We start from the raw sequence: 16,414 nt of genomic DNA, 5'->3' as shown, positions 1-16,414 counted from the left end.
AGCTGGGGTGGTTCTACTCTTTCTCTTACTCACCTTCGCCCTTCATGGCCGGCCTGTTGATACACCTGGGGGGGTGGGGGCCGGCCGGGTGTGTCCGGGCCCGCACCGGCCCTTTGATGTCGTGTCACAAACCCCCGGGTGACGCAGCCCTAATCGGCTTCGGCTTCCAGGAAATATTCGTAGGAGTCCAGGTCGAAAGTGATCCCCGTGAGCTTGCCGAGAGTGGCCGCCTGACTTTCGTCCAAGAGATACCCATCGAGGAACCTATCGGCCGGGATACCCACTATGCTGGCGGCAACCTCCACACCGATCCCCGAGACGTCTGTCTCATCCTCCGGAAAGTCGGAGTCCTTCCTGTACGTGGTTACGAGGATTCTCACTTCTCCACCTCACGCGTAGGGTCTTTCGGTTTCGTCTGCTTCCCGGTGTCCGGGTCGAACTCACCCTGGTGTTTTCCGTTTTTATTGTACTTCTCGACCGTCCCGTGCTGAGAGTCCCATTCGTAGATGGTCCCCTTCGGGTCCTTCCATCGCGCGCGAAGGCCGCCACCGCCCTGGACCGGCGTCTTCTTCTTGGCCTTCATCGCCTTTGGGAATGCGGGGAGAGTCTTCGGAGCCGGCTTGGGGCCAGGGTCGATCTTCCGGGTAACGCCCGCCTTGCTCTGGGCGTCGCGCAGCGCCGTGCCGAGTCCGTCGCTGAATCTGCCGATACCGTCGGCGACGCCAAACGCACCGCCCACAACCAGTGTTGTGCTCGCGGCAATCGCCGGAGCGCCTGCCAAACAGCCGACTCCGGTGATGCACAGGGCACCGCCGGCGATATCGCCTGACGAGCCGACCCCTATCGCCAGAACACTGACGAAAGTCTCGCCGAGTCCCGCCCAGACCTCGCCGTTGGTCAGGACCGCCGTGCCGTAGGTGGCCACGGTCTCCAGGCCGTCTCCGACACTTTGCACACCGTCCTTCAGCCAACCGGGAGTCCAGCCCGGCCAGCCGTCGTCCGGTTCCTCGTCGTCCGGCTCGTCAGCGGCGGCCTTTCTCCGGGCCTCCTCAGCCTGACGCCAGGCTGCTTCCTCCGCACGCTGCTTCTTGACGACGGCTGCGAATGCCTCGGTCGCCGCACGGCCCGCGACCACCGAATCCTTCCCGGCGGCAGTCGCCGAGGCGCGCGCCTGGTTGGCGGCGGTCCATGCCTCATCGGCGGAGCCGCGCGCCCAGTTGGCCGAACTCTGCGCACTGGTAGCGGACTTGACGGCGCGGGATGCCGCGTTGTTGGCGTCGCTCTCGGCTGCTCGGGCCTGCTTTGCCGACTCGGCGGCCTGGGCCGCGGACGCCGCCGCGTTCTCAGCGGACTTCTTGGCCTGCTTGGCGTAGCCGTCGGCTTCGGAGGCCGACTTCTGGGCGGCGTTGGCCGCGTTGCGCGCCTCGGCGGCGGCGTTCTTGGCGCGGAGCGCGTGTTCCTTGGCCCGGTGGGCGTTCTCCTGCGCGGTCGCCGCGATACCCGTCGCCTCGGCGATGAGCCGCTTCATGTCAGCGTCGTGGGTGGCCGCGAGCCGGTCTTTACGGGTCGCCTTGTACTGGCCGACCTGGATGAAGTTGTGCAGTTGCTGGGCCGGCCCCACCAGGGCGATCTTGGCCGCGGCCCGGAGCTCAGGGCCGCCGGTGCCGGCCAGCTGCGTGGCACGGGTCCGGTCGTCGGCCAGCCGGGTGTCGAACTGGCCGGAGGTGAGGAACTCCAGCAGCTTGTCGGTCGAGCCGGCCTTGATCGCGGTCTTGGCGGCCTCCCGTACGTGCGTGCTGCCCGCACTGGACAGCTGCACCGCTCGGGTGCGGTAGTCGGCTGCGGACGCCTCGTGCTGGCCGGTGCGCAGGAACGCGTCGATCTGCTTCGCGTCGCCCTTGAGCGCCTTTTCGGCGGCCTCCCTGAGCGCCGTCGAAAAGCCCTCCTCGGCGAGGAACTCGACGCGGGCCCGGTCGTCCTGTTCCGCGGCTTTCTTCCAGCCCGTGAGCACGTATTCCCGCACGGCGTCGTCGGAGCCTGCCAGGGCGACCTCGGCGGCAGCCTTGCTCCACGGCCCGCGGACCTTCAGGGCCAGGAGCGCTACCTTGCGGCCCTTGGCCGTCACCTCGTTGGCGTCGGTTCCCGATTCGGCCGCCTCGGCCGTCAGACGGGCGGCCTCGGCGTCCAGGTCCTTGACCTCCTTGACGGCGCGTTTCTGCTGAGCCTTGCGCTCGTCGTCCTCGGCCTTCAGGTCGCGGGCCTGCTCCATCGCCGCCGACGTACGGTTCTTGAGCTCCTCCTCCTCGATCTGGCGTGCCAGGGCGTGGATCTCACCGGCCTTCTTCGCCGCGTTGGACGCCTCATCGGCGGCCTTCTGGGCTTCGGTGGCGTGCCGCCCCGACTCGCTTGCGGCCTTTTCCGACTCTCCGGCGTGTGCGGCGGCCTTCTCGGCCTCGTCCGCGGCGTTCCTCGCATGCCTGGCGGCCTCGTTGGCCGAGTCCCGCGACTTGTACGCCGCCGCCGCGGACCGCTGGGCCAGGCTGGTGGCGGACCGGGCCGCGCTGGACGCCTCGCGGGCGTGCCGCTTGGCCTGGTCTGCCGCGGCCTTCGCCTCGGCCGAGTGCACCCCGGCCGCATCGGCGTAACTGCTCGCCCTGCCTGCCTCGTTGGCAGCCACATCCGCATTGGCGCTGGCGCTGGCAGCCGACTGTGCGGCCTTGCCTGCGGCATCCGATGCCTTGCCGGCCTGGTCGGCTGCCTGGGCCGCCTTCTCGGCGCCCTTGGCTGCGTCCCGCGCCACCACGGCCGCCTTACGGGCGTCGGCCGCCTTGCCCGCGTCCGTGGCCGCGCCCGCAGCCGCGTTGCGGGCACGGGAGGCGGCGTTGGCCGCACCGGCCGCGGCCGCCGCGGCCTGGGAGGCGGCTCGGGCCGCGACCCGGGCGGAGGTGTTGGCGGCCCGCGCCGCGCCGATCGCCTGCTGTGCGGCCCGTGCCGCGCCCCGAGCCGCCTCCGCGGCCACAGCGGCCGCGCTCGCCGCCTCCTGGGAGCCCTTGCGGGCCTTCTCGCTCTCCCGGGCGGCGTTCGCAGCGGCTTCCTTGGCCAGAGCCGAGGTCTCGACCGCGCGGTCGGATGCCTCCTTGGCGGCGTCGGTCTCACGCTTGGCCTGCTCGCCGGCCTCCTTGGCGTTCTGCGCCAACTCCTCGATGGTGGCGCGCTCCTGGTCCCGGGCGTGGGCCACATGCCGGCCCACTTCCAGGAACTCGTGGATGTCTTCCGCGCCCCCGCGCAGCGCGACCTTGCCGGCCTGCTTCGTCGCCTGGCCTCCGGCGCTGATGATCTGGATGACGCGGGTTCGCTCGTCCGCCTCGCGGGCCGTGTACTGGCCCGTTTCGAGGAACGCCCGAATATCTTCGGCCGACCCTCTCAGGGCCTGCTTGCCGGCCTCTTGGACATTCCTGTCGCCGATGCTGACGATCTGGACGGCCCGGGTCTTCTGGTCCGCCTCCAGGGGGTTCTTCCAGCCGTCCTTCAGGAAGTTCCGCAGATCCTCCCGGGATCCCTTCAGGGCCTTCTTGGCGGCCGCGCGCAGATTGCGGCCGCCCACGGAGTGGATCTGTACCGCCGAGATGTACTCGTCCCGGTACTGACCGAGGTCCTTCCCGCTTTCCAAGAAGCGCCGAACCTCGTCATCGGATCCCGTCAGCGCGACTTCCGCTGAAGCCTTCAGGCCGGGCCCGCCGGATTCCCAGAGTTTCACGACCTGACCGCGGTCGGTCGCCGGGACGGGGGCAATTCCCTCGCCCTGCTTCTCCGTTGCGTATGCCGGACTCGTTCCCAGTATTCCTGCGACGAGCGCCAGTGGCAGCACTGTTGTGCACATGGCACTTATGCAGCTCGGCCACTTCCCTCTCGATCTCACCTCATCAACCCTTCTTATCCTGACAGGCGTTGCCGATCTTCGAAGAGGTGAACATAACCACGTGGGAATGTCGAATTCACACTCGTGCCGCGCTACAGACAATCCGGGAAGCCAGGGGTTGTACGCGTAAGACCTATCGTTTCTGAGTCGTTATCAAGTGCACTCGTTAACTCTGGAAGTTCCATGGGTGATACGTTCGCGTCTGCCCTTTTGTCTGAATCTCCGCTGCGGCCGCGCCTTGTCGCGGCATCCCTTCCGGAAGGAACCTCTCGTGATAATTCGCGCGCGCAAGGCGCTTATTGCCGGCGTGGTTAGTGCCACCATGGCCATTGCCGGGGTCTCCACCCTCACCGCAGCTCAGGCCACTCCGCAGCCCGCGAACGGCACTGTCCAAAAGGCCGCTGCCGACCTTCCGCCCTCCGCGGTGGAGGACTTCGATTACCCGAGCGCGGACAAAATTCTCAAGGAACAGGGCGTCAAGCTCATCAAGGGGGACGGCCACATCCTCCTGGCCGACTGCAAGGGCGCCCCGGACCTTGAGGTCATGGCGGTCAAGAACCAGAAGCCCGTCAGCCACTGCTTCAAGGTCACCGGGAAGACCGGATATCTGACCCTGGAGATCCCCGAACTCGTCGGTATCTGGGAGAACGACGGCCGCACCGCCAGCGCCACGGTCACCTCCGAAGGCAAGTCGAAGACCGTCGGCCTGAAGAAGAACGACTTGACAGAACTCGGCGAGGGCAACCTTGGCACCGGCGCCAAGGAAGCGACCCTGGTCGAACTCCGCGTGAAGAACTGACCCGGCCGCAAGCTCATCTGCCCGAACCGCTCGGGATCCTGTACGAGAACCCGGGAGAGGCAAGGGAAACCAACGCATCAATCAGTTCCGGCTGAACCTGCTTCGCGACGCCGGTGAATCCGTACGTACGGGTCACCTCAACTTGCTCTCTCCTTCTGTGATTTAGGAAATAGAAACATGCTCAGCACACGTCCGCGCGCAGCGTGGATGACCGGACTCCTTACCACTGCGATAGCCGCCGGTGCGTTGACCGCCACCCCGGCGAATGCCGTGGTCGGTGAACCCGTCAAGGACGGTACGTACGCGTTCACCGCGAAACTCGATATCGGTGACGGCAAGCGCAGTTGCTCGGGTGCCCTGGTCGACAAGCAGTGGGTGATTACCGCCAGCAGCTGCTTCGCTGAAAACCCCAACAAGGGCTTCAAGGTCTCCGAGGGCGCGCCGAAGTGGAAGACGACCGCCACCGTCGGCCGCACCAACCTCACGCAGACGACCGGCAGCGTGACCGACGTCGTCGAGCTCGTCCCCTATCAGGGGCGCGACCTGGTGATGGCGAAGCTCGCCAAGCCGGTCACCGGGGTCACCCCGGTGGCCATCGGCACCACCGCGCCCACGCAGGGCGAGGAACTGAAGGTCGCGGGCTACGGCCGCGGCAAGACCTCGTGGGTTCCCGACCGGCTGCACAGTGCCGCGTTCACCGTGGACTCGGTGCAGGACGGTTCGATCGGCATCAGCGGCAAGACGCCCGCCGATGGCGCCGTCTGCAAGGGTGACACCGGCGGTCCTGCGGTGCGGGAGGCCGCCGGACGCGTGGAGCTCGTCGCGGTCAACAGCACCTCCTGGCAGGGCGGATGCCTGGCCACCGATCCGTCGGAGACCCGTACGGGCGCCGTCGATACCCGGGTGGACGACCTCAACACCTGGGTGCAGAAGGTCCGCTACCGTACGGCCTTCCCCAACGCGCCCTGGAACAAGGCGACCCACATCACCTCGGGTTACTTCACGGGCGGCTCGGCCGGCGGCACGCGGCACATGGACATGATCGTGCGCTGGATCGACGGTGAGGTCACCCTCTACCAGGGCGCGGACGACAAGGACGCCCGGCACCCCTTCACCGCCGAGTTCCAGCTGGCGAAGGCGAAGAGCACCTGGCAGTACGCCAAGCAGATCACGGCCGCCGGCTTCGGCGGCGGCTCGGACGGCCTGGTGGTGCGCTGGGTCGACGGGGAGCTGACGCAGTACACCCACGTGGACCAGAAGGGCTTCCACGGGGAGAAGAAGCTCGCCCCCGCCAAGAACACGACATGGCCGCACGCCAAGCAGATCACCGCGGGCAAGTACACCGCCAACGCCCAGCGCGACGACCTGATCGTCACCTGGACGGACGGTGAGGTGTCCCTGTACACAGACCTAAACACCAAGGGTCTGAGCGGCGAGAAGAACCTCGCCAAGGCCAAGAACACGACGTGGCCGCACGCCGAGCAGATCAGCGCGGGTGAGTTCACCGGGAAGAAGACCGCGGACCTGCTGGTGCGCTGGTCCGACGGCGAGGCCACCATCTACCCGGGTGTCGACGCCGCCGGATTCCACGGCGAGATCAAGATCCGGCCGGCCAAGTCCCCATGGACCAAGGCCACCGTCGTCACCACCGGCGCCTTCGTCGCCAACGACCGCCCCAATGATGTGCTGGTGCGCTGGGAGAACGGCACGCTGGGCCTCTACCCGGGCGTGAACGCCGCCGGCACCCACGGCGAAACCAAGATCGTCGGCTGATTCGGTAGTGCGGGACCCGGCCGGCCGTTCGCCACTGCCGACGGTCGGCCGGATCTCCCGGCGCCGGTGTCCTGTGACGCCGGCCCTCCGCCCCGTTCTCCTCGAACTCCATCTCGTATGCCTTGACGTCGAGGACCCCCTCACCCATGAACACCCTTCCTGCTCTGTCATCCGCTCTGTCGTCCGCCCTCTCCTCGCTCGTCGCCCGCCGTGTACGTCAGGGCCTGTGCGTCTGCGCGCTGGCCGCCGGCCTGACCGCCGCGTCCACGATCAGCCCACTGCCGGTCGCCGGCCCCCCGAGCGCCGACGCCAGCAGCACCGTCCCTGATGCCGACGGCCCACAGGCCCAGCCCCGCGGCGTACCGGACCTCGACCCGTCCGATCTGTCCGACGTGCCAGGGGGTGGCGGCCAGGACCTGGCCGCGGACGAAGAAGCGAAGTCCGAGGGAAGCGCGGGCGCAGCGGGCATACCCGCCACCGCCCTGGACGCCTACAAGAAGGCCGAGCGGACGCTGAGCAGCGGCCGGCCGTCCTGCCATCTGCCCTGGCAACTGGTCGCGGGCATCGGCCGTGTCGAGTCCGTGCACGCTTCCGGCTACGGCCTGCGCACCGACGGGTCCACTGCCAAGCCGATCCGCGGCCCGCGCCTGGACGGCACACAGTTCGCTCTGATCCGTGACACAGACGGAGGCCGCTGGGACGGGGACTCCGAGTACGACCGCGCCGTCGGCCCCCTGCAGTTCATCCCTTCCACCTGGGCGACATGGGGAGCCGACGGAAACAGCGACGGCGTCAACGACCCCGACAACATCTACGACGCCGCCCTCGGCACCGCCCACTACCTCTGCGCCGGCGGCCGCGACCTGAACCAACCGGCCGACCTCGACAAGGCCATCCTCAGCTACAACAACTCCCGCGCGTACGTGAACGCCGTACGGGACTGGATGCGCACCTACCAAGGCGGCAAGGTCACCGCGACGGCGGACGACACTCCCACCATCCCGCACAACCCCGACCCCGCAGACGCAGACGCAGACGCCCGCAACCCTGTCGCCGGCGCACTGGCCAGCCCCGCTGACACAGAGCCCCCCGCACAGCCCCGGACCAAGCAGGACCGCATACCGCAAGGATCAGCAACCCACCACCCCAGCACGCCTGTTACGCCGCCCCGCCCTGCCGACAAGCCCGCCAAGAGGCCCGTCCCCGTACCGGAAGAACACGCGGTCACCGACCACCGCACGGTCACCCGCTTGGCTCGCATCGGAGCCGAGAGTCTGGGAGACCGGACGCCGGGCGAGGTGTTCGAGCGGCGGCCCCAGGCACGCGCCACTGACGCCCACGGACACACGGTGGCCAACGCCAAGGTGACGTACCGCATCACCGGTACCGCCGGGGCACACTTCCCCAGCCCGGCCACGACCGCAACCGTCGCCACCGACCGTCACGGCATCGCCACCGCGCCGGTCGTCCTGGCCGGCGATCGCCCAGGACGCGTCATCGTTACCGCCACCACCCCCGAGAGGCGCAGCCCGTCCACCACATTCACCGCCACCGTCCAGCGAGCGCCCACGCCGACGGCCGACCTGCTCGAACTCCTCAACCAGCAGCCCCTCCGGGCCGCCATCAACAGCCATCTCCCTGAACTCCTGCAAGTCCGGGCGACGGAAGACCACCGACCCGCCTCCGCCGTACGCATCACCGCGGCCGTACTCGACAGCCAAGGGGAGCCCCAGGAGAGTGCGTTCGGTCCGTACTTCGAGGACGAGCACGGCGACCCCGTCCGCACCCTCGTCCTCCCCGGCACCGACTCCGACGGCCACCTCACCCTCCCGCAGCTCTTCACCGGCCAGCGCCCCGGGACCTACACACTCCGCCTCACCACCCCAGAAGGAGCCGCCTTGGACATCCCTCTCACGGTCGGTGAACCGGCACCCGGACAGCAGAGCTCCTGAGACGTCGCGCTCTCCCACGAGAGCTACGCCCGTTCTCCAGGTCGATCACATCCCGAGAGGCCGGCACCCAAAGTGCAGGGATCAGTCCACGATGATTCCGGGGTAGCAGTACTCATGGCTCCAATCAGGTTGAATCCGGTACCCGCAGTGACACAGTTCAGCTCGGGCCCGCTCTCCCGCCGCCCGGCGTCGTAGGGCGGTCACGAGAGGCTGCCGCTCCAGCCACGAGACCGCGTCGTCTCCCTCCTTCCAGCCCAATGCTTCGGGAACGACGATGAGCCCGTTGAGCAGCATCTGCACGATGCCGTCAGCCTGCGGGAGTATGAAGTTCAGGACATTGGTGCAGTAGGCGGGGTCCATCTCGTCCAGGCGAATGCGCCGGTCCCGGGCGTCCTGCCAGACCTCGTCCTGGTTCAGCAGAGTCGACCAGTGCTCCTCCACCGTCCAGCGGATACTGATCTTGACGGGGAGGCCGGCGAGCGCATCATGCACGGCCTCCCGGGTCTCCACGGCCTCTTCCCACGCGTTGTGGAACTCCGATGGCCGCTCTGCCGCGAGCCTCCGGTAGATCCCAACGGCCTGGTCCACCGCCCGCTGCGCCGGCCCCAGATCCTGTGAGTCACCGAGCCGCGCCAACGCCGAAACCTGCAGTGACCTCGCGAGCGCGGCCTCGTACCGCGCCGGGTCGACGGCCGCGAGACGGCCGCAGATCTCCGCTGCCTCCCCAGCTGCAGCCAGGGCTGCCTTCCACCGCCGCACCCGCGACAGGTAGACGCCGAGATTCGTCGTCAGCTGCGCGAGCGACGGTTCGTGCGCCTCGGGGTTCACCGCGGCCAGTCGTCGGCTGATCCCCACCGCTTCCTGAAGGGCGCTGATCGCGTCGGTCCGACGGCGTGCTCCCCAGAGCAGCACCGCCAGGTTGCCCAGTGAGAGCGCCAGGACGGACTCATCCAGTGCGAGGGACCGTGCGAGGTCCGACTCGTCCGTAGAGGGGGCCGTCGTCACCTGCCGTCGGATGATCTCGACCGCCCGCTCGGTGGCGACCAGCCCGTCGCTCCAGCGGCGCAGTCGCCAGGACAGGACGCCGAGGTTGGCCAGCGCCATCGCCAGACCGGGCTCGTACGCAGCCGGATGGGACGCGGCCAACCGCCAGAACATGCCGACTGCGCGCTCGGTGGAGGCGAGGGCTTCTTCTGTACGCCGTGAGTCCGACAGCCCCTGTCCCAGGTGGCTGAGCGACATCGCCAGACCGGGCTCGTACGCAGCCGGATCCGATGCGGCCAGTCTCCGGAAGAGCGTGGCCGCCTCCTCGGCCGCCCGCTGACTCTCCTTCGAACGGCCGGCACGAAAGGCGCACTCGCTGAGGTTGACCAGGGCCATGGCGAGGCCCGGCTCGTACGCCGCGGCGTCGGCGGCCGCTCGTCGGAAGGTACGCACCGCCTCCTGTGTAACGGCCACGGCGTCTTCCCGGCGCCCGGCCCTCGACAGCCGGAATCCGAGGTCCTGATACAGGCGAGCGCGCTCGGAGGGAACATCGGTGGTGGAGAGCCGATACGCCGTGAGCCGTTCCGTGAAAGCGGCAATTCCCACGTCCAGGTCTGCCTGACCGAATCTGGGGAAGTGGGCTTCGACCGCCTCCATGACAGCTGGCTCGATGTCGAGTTCGGCCACTGTACTCAGGGCAGTGCTGCCCGCGGCAACGGCCAGTGCCGGATCCGCGCGCAGGATCCGCTCGAGGTGGTGCGCCACGTGCGGCCAGCGATGGGGAGCCGCGGCCGAGGCCAGGAAGGTCACGGCCCGGGCGACATGGCCGCGCGACGTGTCGTCCTCGGGGCGTGCGCTCAGTTCGTCTGCCGTCGCCTCCGCCCAAGGAGCCGCGGGGTAGGCGGTGATGTGGTGCCCGGGGAGGCTCAGCGCGAGGAAGTCCTCGGCCAGCCGGTCGGGATAGAGCGGCTCCAATACGGCGCCTGGCTCCGACGACGGGTAGCAAGCGGCATGGTCGGTCAGCAGTCGCTCCGGGCGCTCCATGCCGAGACGGGTCAGGGTGGCCTTGCCGTTCGCGTGGGCGGTGGCTCCGGTCAGTGCCGCGGTGAACACCACACGGTTCATCTCGCTGGGCGGAGTCCCGAACTCAAGGCCTTCGAGTCTGTTCTCCCAGAGCTGTGCCCAGTGCTTGCGTTCACGGTTCAGCAGGTAGGCGGAGAGCCCGGCCATGCCCTTCGGAGGCCGTTGCCCGCGGGTGTGGGCGTCGATGGCGACCAACGCGGCCATGTGCACCGCAAGGACGAGTCCGAAGTCCGGCCGGTGCAGGTCATCGGGCGGACCTACGACGGTCGGGTCGGCGAGTCCGTAGCAGGCCGCGAAGCAGTCACGGGCCCTGGTGAACATGGCCGTCCGCGCACCACGATCAGGCTCGGCGTCGAGCGGCGCCAGCTCCAGGTCGCCGGTCTCCGCGGTGAGGTCTTCCAGCGCAGCCCGGACGGCCGGCCACTGAGTGGTCGACCGTGCCAGCAACAGCAGCCGTGCGGGCACCGTTCCGTCGAACAGCTTGTTGCTGAACAGCCAGGTCAGATGGGAGACAGGCCAGCGGTCCGCGTAGTCGACGATCAGGAGCAGCCCGGTGGCACCGTTCAGCCGAAGATCCTGACTTCCCGGCTGCGGCAGGACGGCACCGGGGCCGTGGGTGGCCGTGACCACCTTCCAGCCCGCTGCGGTGCTGTCGGCGGCGAACTCGGCCGCCAACCGTGACTTGCCCTGCCCGCCGGTACCGTGCAGCCACATCGCCGAGACGCGCGGGCCGCCGCCGTCACGCCAGGCGGCCAGCTCGGCCCGCTCCCGATCCCGGCCGGTGAAGTCCACAGTCTGGTAACGGGCGTTGAGCAATCGACTGGGCTGCGTGGTCAACCATGCACGGTCCAGGTCCGCCGGCGGTGGACGGTGCTCGGCGAGCAGGTAGACCGGACCTCGGTCAGCGAAGACGTGCAGGTCGGCGCCTATGACCCCGTAGCCGAATCCGTTGTCCACCCGGATCCGTTGGCGGGCGCCGTTGCCGTCCTCCGACCAGGCTTCGGCAACCGAGGGACTCAACGGGCGTCTCCGGTGCCCTCCTCGTCGCCTGCCCCGTGCGCGGTCACCGACCGTCCGCCGAGTGGTGTTTCGTGAATGATGACGTTGCCGCCCTGGGAGGCGAACACCCGGCCGTTGTCCCGGGCGACGTTGGTCTGCACCCACGTCTCCTGCCCCGTCGGCCGCCCTGCCTCGATCTCGCTGATCAGGGCCCGAAGCTCGTCGACGGCCTCCGGGTGGCGGTCCAACAGCGATTCCAGCTCCAGCGACCACAGCGCAATCAGACTCTGGCGTACACGTTCTCTGTCCTCGGCTTGCCCGACCAACTCCGCGTTGCCGTCCAACTGCGCCTCAATGGCCGACTGACGTTCCTCACCACGGTGCCGGAAGAGCCTGGCCACTCCGGCACGGACCGCCGCCCAGGAATCGGTTGCCATAGCCCCTACGACCGTCGTGCCGCCCGCCAGAACCAGTTCCTGCAGCATCATGCCTCCTTCTTCGACGAGCCTGCCGACGCCCTACCCCCGAAGGCGCCTGACTCGCCGTCCACTCGACGGTAGCGGACACCACCGACATCGTCTCCGTACAGGACCTCCTCCGCTGAAGCCACAAACAAAGCCACCCGATGCCGGGGCGGGCCGCTGCCTCCGCCGCGCTGGGCTGCCCGCCGTGGGAGCTGGGTCCGTGCGCCGAGTGCCGACAGCTGATGCGCCAGTACGGCCGTGACACGGCCATGTTCTGCAACGTGTGCCGCGCAGTTCTCAACGGCCGGTAGCCGACTGTGGCCCGTCAGAGGCAACTGAGACCAGAACTGAGACCAACAGGTGCCTCGGTATCAGTACTCGAATGCCACCTGCAGTCCTTTCACGTCCGGGTTCTGGATGTTCCCTGCATCATCTCCGGCGCGGTGGCGCGGCGGCGCGGCGGTGTCCGGGGCGGGACACCGTCGCGCCACCCGCTCAGACCGCGGTGCGCTCCATGGGGATCCAGAGCTCCGCGTCCGCATGTGCCGCGTCCTGCGACAGCCGGGTGCGCAGGATCTCGGGTCCCGGCCTGCTCTGGTACGGATTGGACGGGAACCACTGCGTGAACACGTCCCGCCACAGGTACTGGAGCGCCTGCGGGAACGCCCCGGAGTTCTCGAAGACGGCCCATGTCCCCGCCGGGACGGTGAGCACGTCCAGGTCCTCGGGCACGGCAGACCGGGTCACCACACCGTGGTAGTAGTCGAGTTCGGTTCCCTCCGCCCGACTCGGGTCGATGTTGTCGCTCACCCCTACGATCCCCTCCGGCTCCTGGTCGGACAGAGCGGTGATACGCCGCATCGTGTCGTGGTCGATGCCTCGGATGAAATCGGCAATCGCCGGGTTCACCCCCTCATGGACGAGAGGCACTCGGACCTTCTTCCCGACCACACGGAGCTGCTCCTTCTCCACAACCCGGTATCGCATACTGCTGCCACCTTCGACAATGAGACGGAACGACATCCGCGGCTGGGAGCGCAGAGCGGCACCGGTCCGCCGGGCCTCGCCCGGACCCACACCGTGCACACCCCGGAACGCACGCGCGAACGCCTCCCCCGAGCCGTAGCCGTAGCGCACCGCGATCTCCAGCAGCGTCCGCTCTCCGGCGAGCACCTCGGCACCCGCGATGGTGAGCCGCCTGCGCCGGATGTAGTCCGACAGCGAGACCCCCGCCAGCGCGGAGAACAGCCGGCGGAAGTGGTACTCCGAGGTCACCGCGATCCGCGCCAGCTCGGTCACCTCGATCCGCTGATCGAGATGCGACTCGATGTGGTCCAGGGCCTCGTTCAACCGCTCCAGCACCTCGGTCTCCTTCCTTTACGTCCATCACGTTAGGAAGGTCGCACCCTGCCAGACCCGACATTCTGTGCCCGGTCCGATCGGGTATGACAGGTCGCCGACGATCCCCGCACCCCACACATACATCGCCCACAACGAAAAGCCGGACTCGGCGGTGACATAAGGAACCACGGCATGGAACCACGGCATGGCGCTGCGGCATGGAACCGTGGAACCCACGTGGCCCCGCCCGCATCGGCCCGATCCTGGGCCTGCCCCATGGGCATCACCCACTTCGAACGCGTCCTGACCGGCAACGCGACGGAGGGCGGCTCCAAGTCCAGTAGCCGGTCACGTCATTCATCGCGACATGTCCGGAGTGCGAGAGCCGCCGTCAAGGAATCTTCACGGAAGCGCCACAAGGCATACATGTTGGCCTCTGCGGGTGCCGTTAGCGTTACTGCCCGCTCGATCCCGCGTGCGAACGTGAATCAAGTCGCCGGCGTCCCCTGCGGCGCAGTCAGCAGAAAGATCGCAGATGGACTACTGCTCGTCGTGCCGCCGGAACCTCAACGGGGCACTCGTGTGTCCAGGATGCGGCGATTACGCTCCTGACATAGCCCCGCCCGCCCACCACCACAGCCCGGTGGCCGCTACCGCGACGACGTGGGAGGCATGGCACACGGAGGAAGCCCCCGTGCCAGAGCCCCTGCACCGCACTCATCACTCGGGTGCCGCGCCGATCGGCAGCGGCGCATCCGATGAAGCGGTGAACGATGCGTCCGGCGCTGGTTCGTCCAGCGGGCCGGCAGGCACCGCCCCCACCGGGCAGGGCCGGGCGGCTCGGCGTCGGCAGCTGGCACGTTGGAAGAAGCACCGGCGGCGGGCCGTGGCCGCAACGGCCTTTGCCATTGCCGGTGGCGCCCTGACCGTTGCCCTGCTGCCGAACAAGCCTTCCGGCGGCCACACGTACGCGGCCGCGGCGCCGGACCCCGAGAACGCGGCCGCCCCCCGGACCCCGGTCACCGACGCCCCATCGGAGCAGCCGGAAAGCCGGGCTTCGCGGCATACCGGCACTCGCCCACCCGTGACAACCAGCGGGCACCAACGCACCACGGCCGCCACACCTACCACTGCCACGACGAGCCCACAGCCGAAGTCCGGCCCCACGACTCAGCCCCCCGGGTCCCCGCACGCCACCCACACGCCGGCCAAGAAGGCGCACGTCGACAGCGCCGACGCCGCAGCTCCAGAGTCGACCGCACCCGCCTCCACCGAACGCTCCGACACAGACGCCTCGCCCGCGAGCAATGAGCCGACGCCGGCGGCCGAGCCGACGACGCCGACGCACGTGTGCCTGCTGGGAGTTGTGTGCATCGGCTGATGGCTCCGCTGCCATCGCGCTCCTGCGTCTGCTCACGCTGATCAGCCTGGCTGATCAGCCTGGTTTGTTGCCCGGCCTCTCCAGCGTCGCCGGGTCAGGTCATTCCGCGCAGTACGCGTCCCGCTCCGGACGCTTGCCCGCCGAGAGGAATTCGGTGACCTTGCGGTCGCCACAGGCATTGCCGTTGCCCAGGTAGACGCCGTGGCCGCCGCGGCCGACCGTGACGAGGCGGGCCCGGTCGCCGAGGGCCTTGCGCATCTTCAGGGCTCCGAAGTACGGGGTGTAGGGGTCTCGGAGGTTCTGGATCATCAGGATGTTGGACGGGCCCTCGGGGGTGATCCGGGTGGGCTTCTCCACCGGTGCGTCCTTCCAGAAGGTGCAGGGCGTGAGGTTCGCCGGCATCCCGGCCGTGAGCGGGTGCCGGACGCGGTCGGCGGCCACCGCGCGCCGGTACGAGGAGACCGGGCCCCGCCAGCGCACATCGTTGCAGACGACCCCGACGGTGACCGCCGCGTCCTGGTCGCGCAGGGGTTGGGCGAGTTCGGCGGGCAGAGCCGGCTTTTCGGCCGGGTTCCGGGCCGCCTGGATGAGCCGCGCCAGCGGGGCGAAGGAGGCATCGCTGTCCAGGGCGCTCTGGAGTGCCTGCCGCAGCCGGTTACCGGTCAGCGGGACGCCCTCGCTCGTCGACTCCTTCGGCTCGCGGTCCAGTTTCGCCGCCAGCGCGAGGAACAACGGCCGTATGTCGTCGGCCCGTTCGGCAAGCCGCAGCCCTTCGCCCTCCCGGGCCGGGGCCGATGCCCAGGCCGCGAAGTCGGGGAACCGGTCGTCTGCGCCCGCCGACATGTTCGCCAGCCAGCCCCGTCCGACGCGGGCCGGGTCGGGGTCACCGCTGCTGTCCAGTACCCAACGGTCGGTGTGCTGCGGGTACTTCTGCGCGTACACGGCCCCTACGTATGTCCCGTACGAGCTCGCCCAGGCCGACAGTTTCTCCTCACCCAGTACCTGGCGGAAGCGTTCGATGTCGCGCACCTCGTTCGCGGTGGAGAGGCTTCGCAGCACGGCACCCCCGTGACGACCGCAGGCGTCGGCGATACGCCGGGACCGCGCGACGTTCTCGGCGATCTCGCCGTCCGGCCCCGGCCAGGACCGCAGGTGCACCAGATGCCGGTCATCCGCCCTGAGCTCACAGCTCGCCGTCGTGCTGCCTCCCACCCCACGCGGATCAAAGCTGACGATGTCGTACGCGCCCGCCATCTCCTTCCGCAGCGCATCCCCTTTCTCCCGCAGCTGCTGCACCCCGGAGCCACCCGGCCCTCCAGGGATCATCAACAGCGTCCCGCGCCGCGCCTCGGGCCGCTCGCTGCGCAGACGGGACACGGCGAGAGTGAGCTGCGGGCCGTCCGGATCGCGGTAGTCGAGCGGTACCGGCAGCTCGGCGCACTCCTGCTCGGCGGGCCCGGCGGGTTGGGCGCAGGGCCGCCACGTCAGGGCGGGTGCGGTGGCAGCGGCTTTGGCTTGCGCCTCCGGGGTACCTACAGCGGCCAGGGTCGTCGCGACGGTGGTGGCGGAGAGAGCGAGGAGAAGAGCCCTGCGGGAGTAAGTCGTCATGAGGCAAGGGTTGTTGAGCGGAGCTCTCTTGCCCATCCGGCAGGCATGACGTCAGGGGTGGGGTTACCCCCCGGGCATCGACTCCACGAGCCCTGGGTCGATGTGATGGTC

Annotated in this window: 10 protein-coding genes; 4 read left to right on the top strand and 6 right to left on the bottom strand. The window is 68.9% G+C overall.

Annotated features, from left to right (window positions below):
- Nucleotides 1-149: 149 nt before the first annotated feature.
- The gene (locus tag AB0I10_RS18090) at nt 150-380 is read right to left on the bottom strand and encodes a hypothetical protein (protein WP_363153447.1); all 231 of its coding nucleotides are present in this window, start codon (nt 378-380) and stop codon (nt 150-152) included.
- On the bottom strand, nt 377-3,880 hold the full coding sequence (locus tag AB0I10_RS18085) for a colicin E3/pyocin S6 family cytotoxin (protein WP_363153446.1): 3,504 nt from the start codon (nt 3,878-3,880) through the stop codon (nt 377-379). The genes AB0I10_RS18090 and AB0I10_RS18085 overlap by 4 nt, the downstream gene beginning before the upstream one ends.
- A 361-nt stretch (nt 3,881-4,241) precedes the next feature.
- On the opposite strand from AB0I10_RS18085, the gene AB0I10_RS18080 reads away from it, so the two are divergent.
- The 3 genes from AB0I10_RS18080 to AB0I10_RS18070 all read left to right on the top strand — a co-directional run bounded on the left by AB0I10_RS18080 (nt 4,242) and on the right by AB0I10_RS18070 (nt 8,443).
- Nucleotides 4,242-4,718, top strand: a complete 477-nt coding sequence (locus AB0I10_RS18080; RefSeq protein ID WP_363153445.1) for a hypothetical protein — start codon at nt 4,242-4,244, stop codon at nt 4,716-4,718.
- A gap of 177 nt (nt 4,719-4,895) precedes the next feature.
- Nucleotides 4,896-6,491: a S1 family peptidase gene (locus AB0I10_RS18075; RefSeq protein WP_363153444.1), complete on the top strand. Its 1,596-nt coding sequence runs from the start codon at nt 4,896-4,898 to the stop codon at nt 6,489-6,491.
- Nucleotides 6,492-6,637: 146 nt separating this feature from the next.
- Nucleotides 6,638-8,443 (top strand): lytic transglycosylase, encoded by a 1,806-nt coding sequence (locus AB0I10_RS18070; protein ID WP_363153443.1) that lies wholly within the window; start codon nt 6,638-6,640, stop codon nt 8,441-8,443.
- 81 nt (nt 8,444-8,524) lie between these two features.
- On the opposite strand, the gene AB0I10_RS18065 is transcribed toward AB0I10_RS18070, so the two are convergent.
- The 3 genes from AB0I10_RS18065 to AB0I10_RS18055 form a co-directional block, all read right to left on the bottom strand.
- Nucleotides 8,525-11,530, bottom strand: coding sequence for a tetratricopeptide repeat protein (locus AB0I10_RS18065; RefSeq protein ID WP_363153442.1), 3,006 nt, complete (start codon nt 11,528-11,530; stop codon nt 8,525-8,527).
- Nucleotides 11,527-11,997 (bottom strand): hypothetical protein, encoded by a 471-nt coding sequence (locus AB0I10_RS18060; RefSeq protein ID WP_363153441.1) that lies wholly within the window; start codon nt 11,995-11,997, stop codon nt 11,527-11,529. Before AB0I10_RS18060 ends, AB0I10_RS18065 begins: the two co-directional genes overlap by 4 nt.
- Before the next feature lie 471 nt (nt 11,998-12,468).
- Entirely contained in the window at nt 12,469-13,335 is an 867-nt protein-coding gene (locus AB0I10_RS18055) for an AraC family transcriptional regulator (RefSeq protein WP_363153440.1), read from the bottom strand.
- A 673-nt stretch (nt 13,336-14,008) separates the two neighbouring features.
- Between AB0I10_RS18055 and AB0I10_RS18050 the strand changes: the two genes are divergently transcribed.
- Complete coding sequence (locus tag AB0I10_RS18050; RefSeq protein ID WP_363153439.1) at nt 14,009-14,695, top strand: hypothetical protein; 687 nt, start codon at nt 14,009-14,011, stop codon at nt 14,693-14,695.
- A gap of 99 nt (nt 14,696-14,794) precedes the next feature.
- Here AB0I10_RS18050 and AB0I10_RS18045 read toward each other — a convergent pair whose 3' ends face one another.
- Nucleotides 14,795-16,303 carry an alpha/beta hydrolase gene (locus AB0I10_RS18045; RefSeq protein ID WP_363153438.1) on the bottom strand — a complete coding sequence of 503 codons (1,509 nt, stop codon included), beginning with the start codon at nt 16,301-16,303 and terminating at the stop codon, nt 14,795-14,797.
- Nucleotides 16,304-16,414: the final 111 nt, after the last annotated feature.

It is taken from the genome of Streptomyces sp. NPDC050636, from assembly GCF_040654775.1.
Lineage (GTDB): Bacteria > Actinomycetota > Actinomycetes > Streptomycetales > Streptomycetaceae > Streptomyces.
The sequence above is the reverse complement of the archived record's forward strand: the minus strand, read 5'-3'. Positions and strand labels throughout refer to the sequence as shown.

What these genes read in the sequence shown, in the direction of transcription:
- AB0I10_RS18085 (WP_363153446.1), bottom strand. Translation starts at nt 3,880, where the DNA reads ATGTGCACAACAGTGCTGCCACTGGCGCTCGTCGCAGGAATACTGGGA.
- AB0I10_RS18080 (WP_363153445.1), top strand. Translation starts at nt 4,242, where the DNA reads ATGGCCATTGCCGGGGTCTCCACCCTCACCGCAGCTCAGGCCACTCCG.
- AB0I10_RS18075 (WP_363153444.1), top strand. Translation starts at nt 4,896, where the DNA reads ATGCTCAGCACACGTCCGCGCGCAGCGTGGATGACCGGACTCCTTACC.
- AB0I10_RS18070 (WP_363153443.1), top strand. Translation starts at nt 6,638, where the DNA reads ATGAACACCCTTCCTGCTCTGTCATCCGCTCTGTCGTCCGCCCTCTCC.
- AB0I10_RS18060 (WP_363153441.1), bottom strand. Translation starts at nt 11,997, where the DNA reads ATGATGCTGCAGGAACTGGTTCTGGCGGGCGGCACGACGGTCGTAGGG.
- AB0I10_RS18045 (WP_363153438.1), bottom strand. Translation starts at nt 16,303, where the DNA reads ATGACGACTTACTCCCGCAGGGCTCTTCTCCTCGCTCTCTCCGCCACC.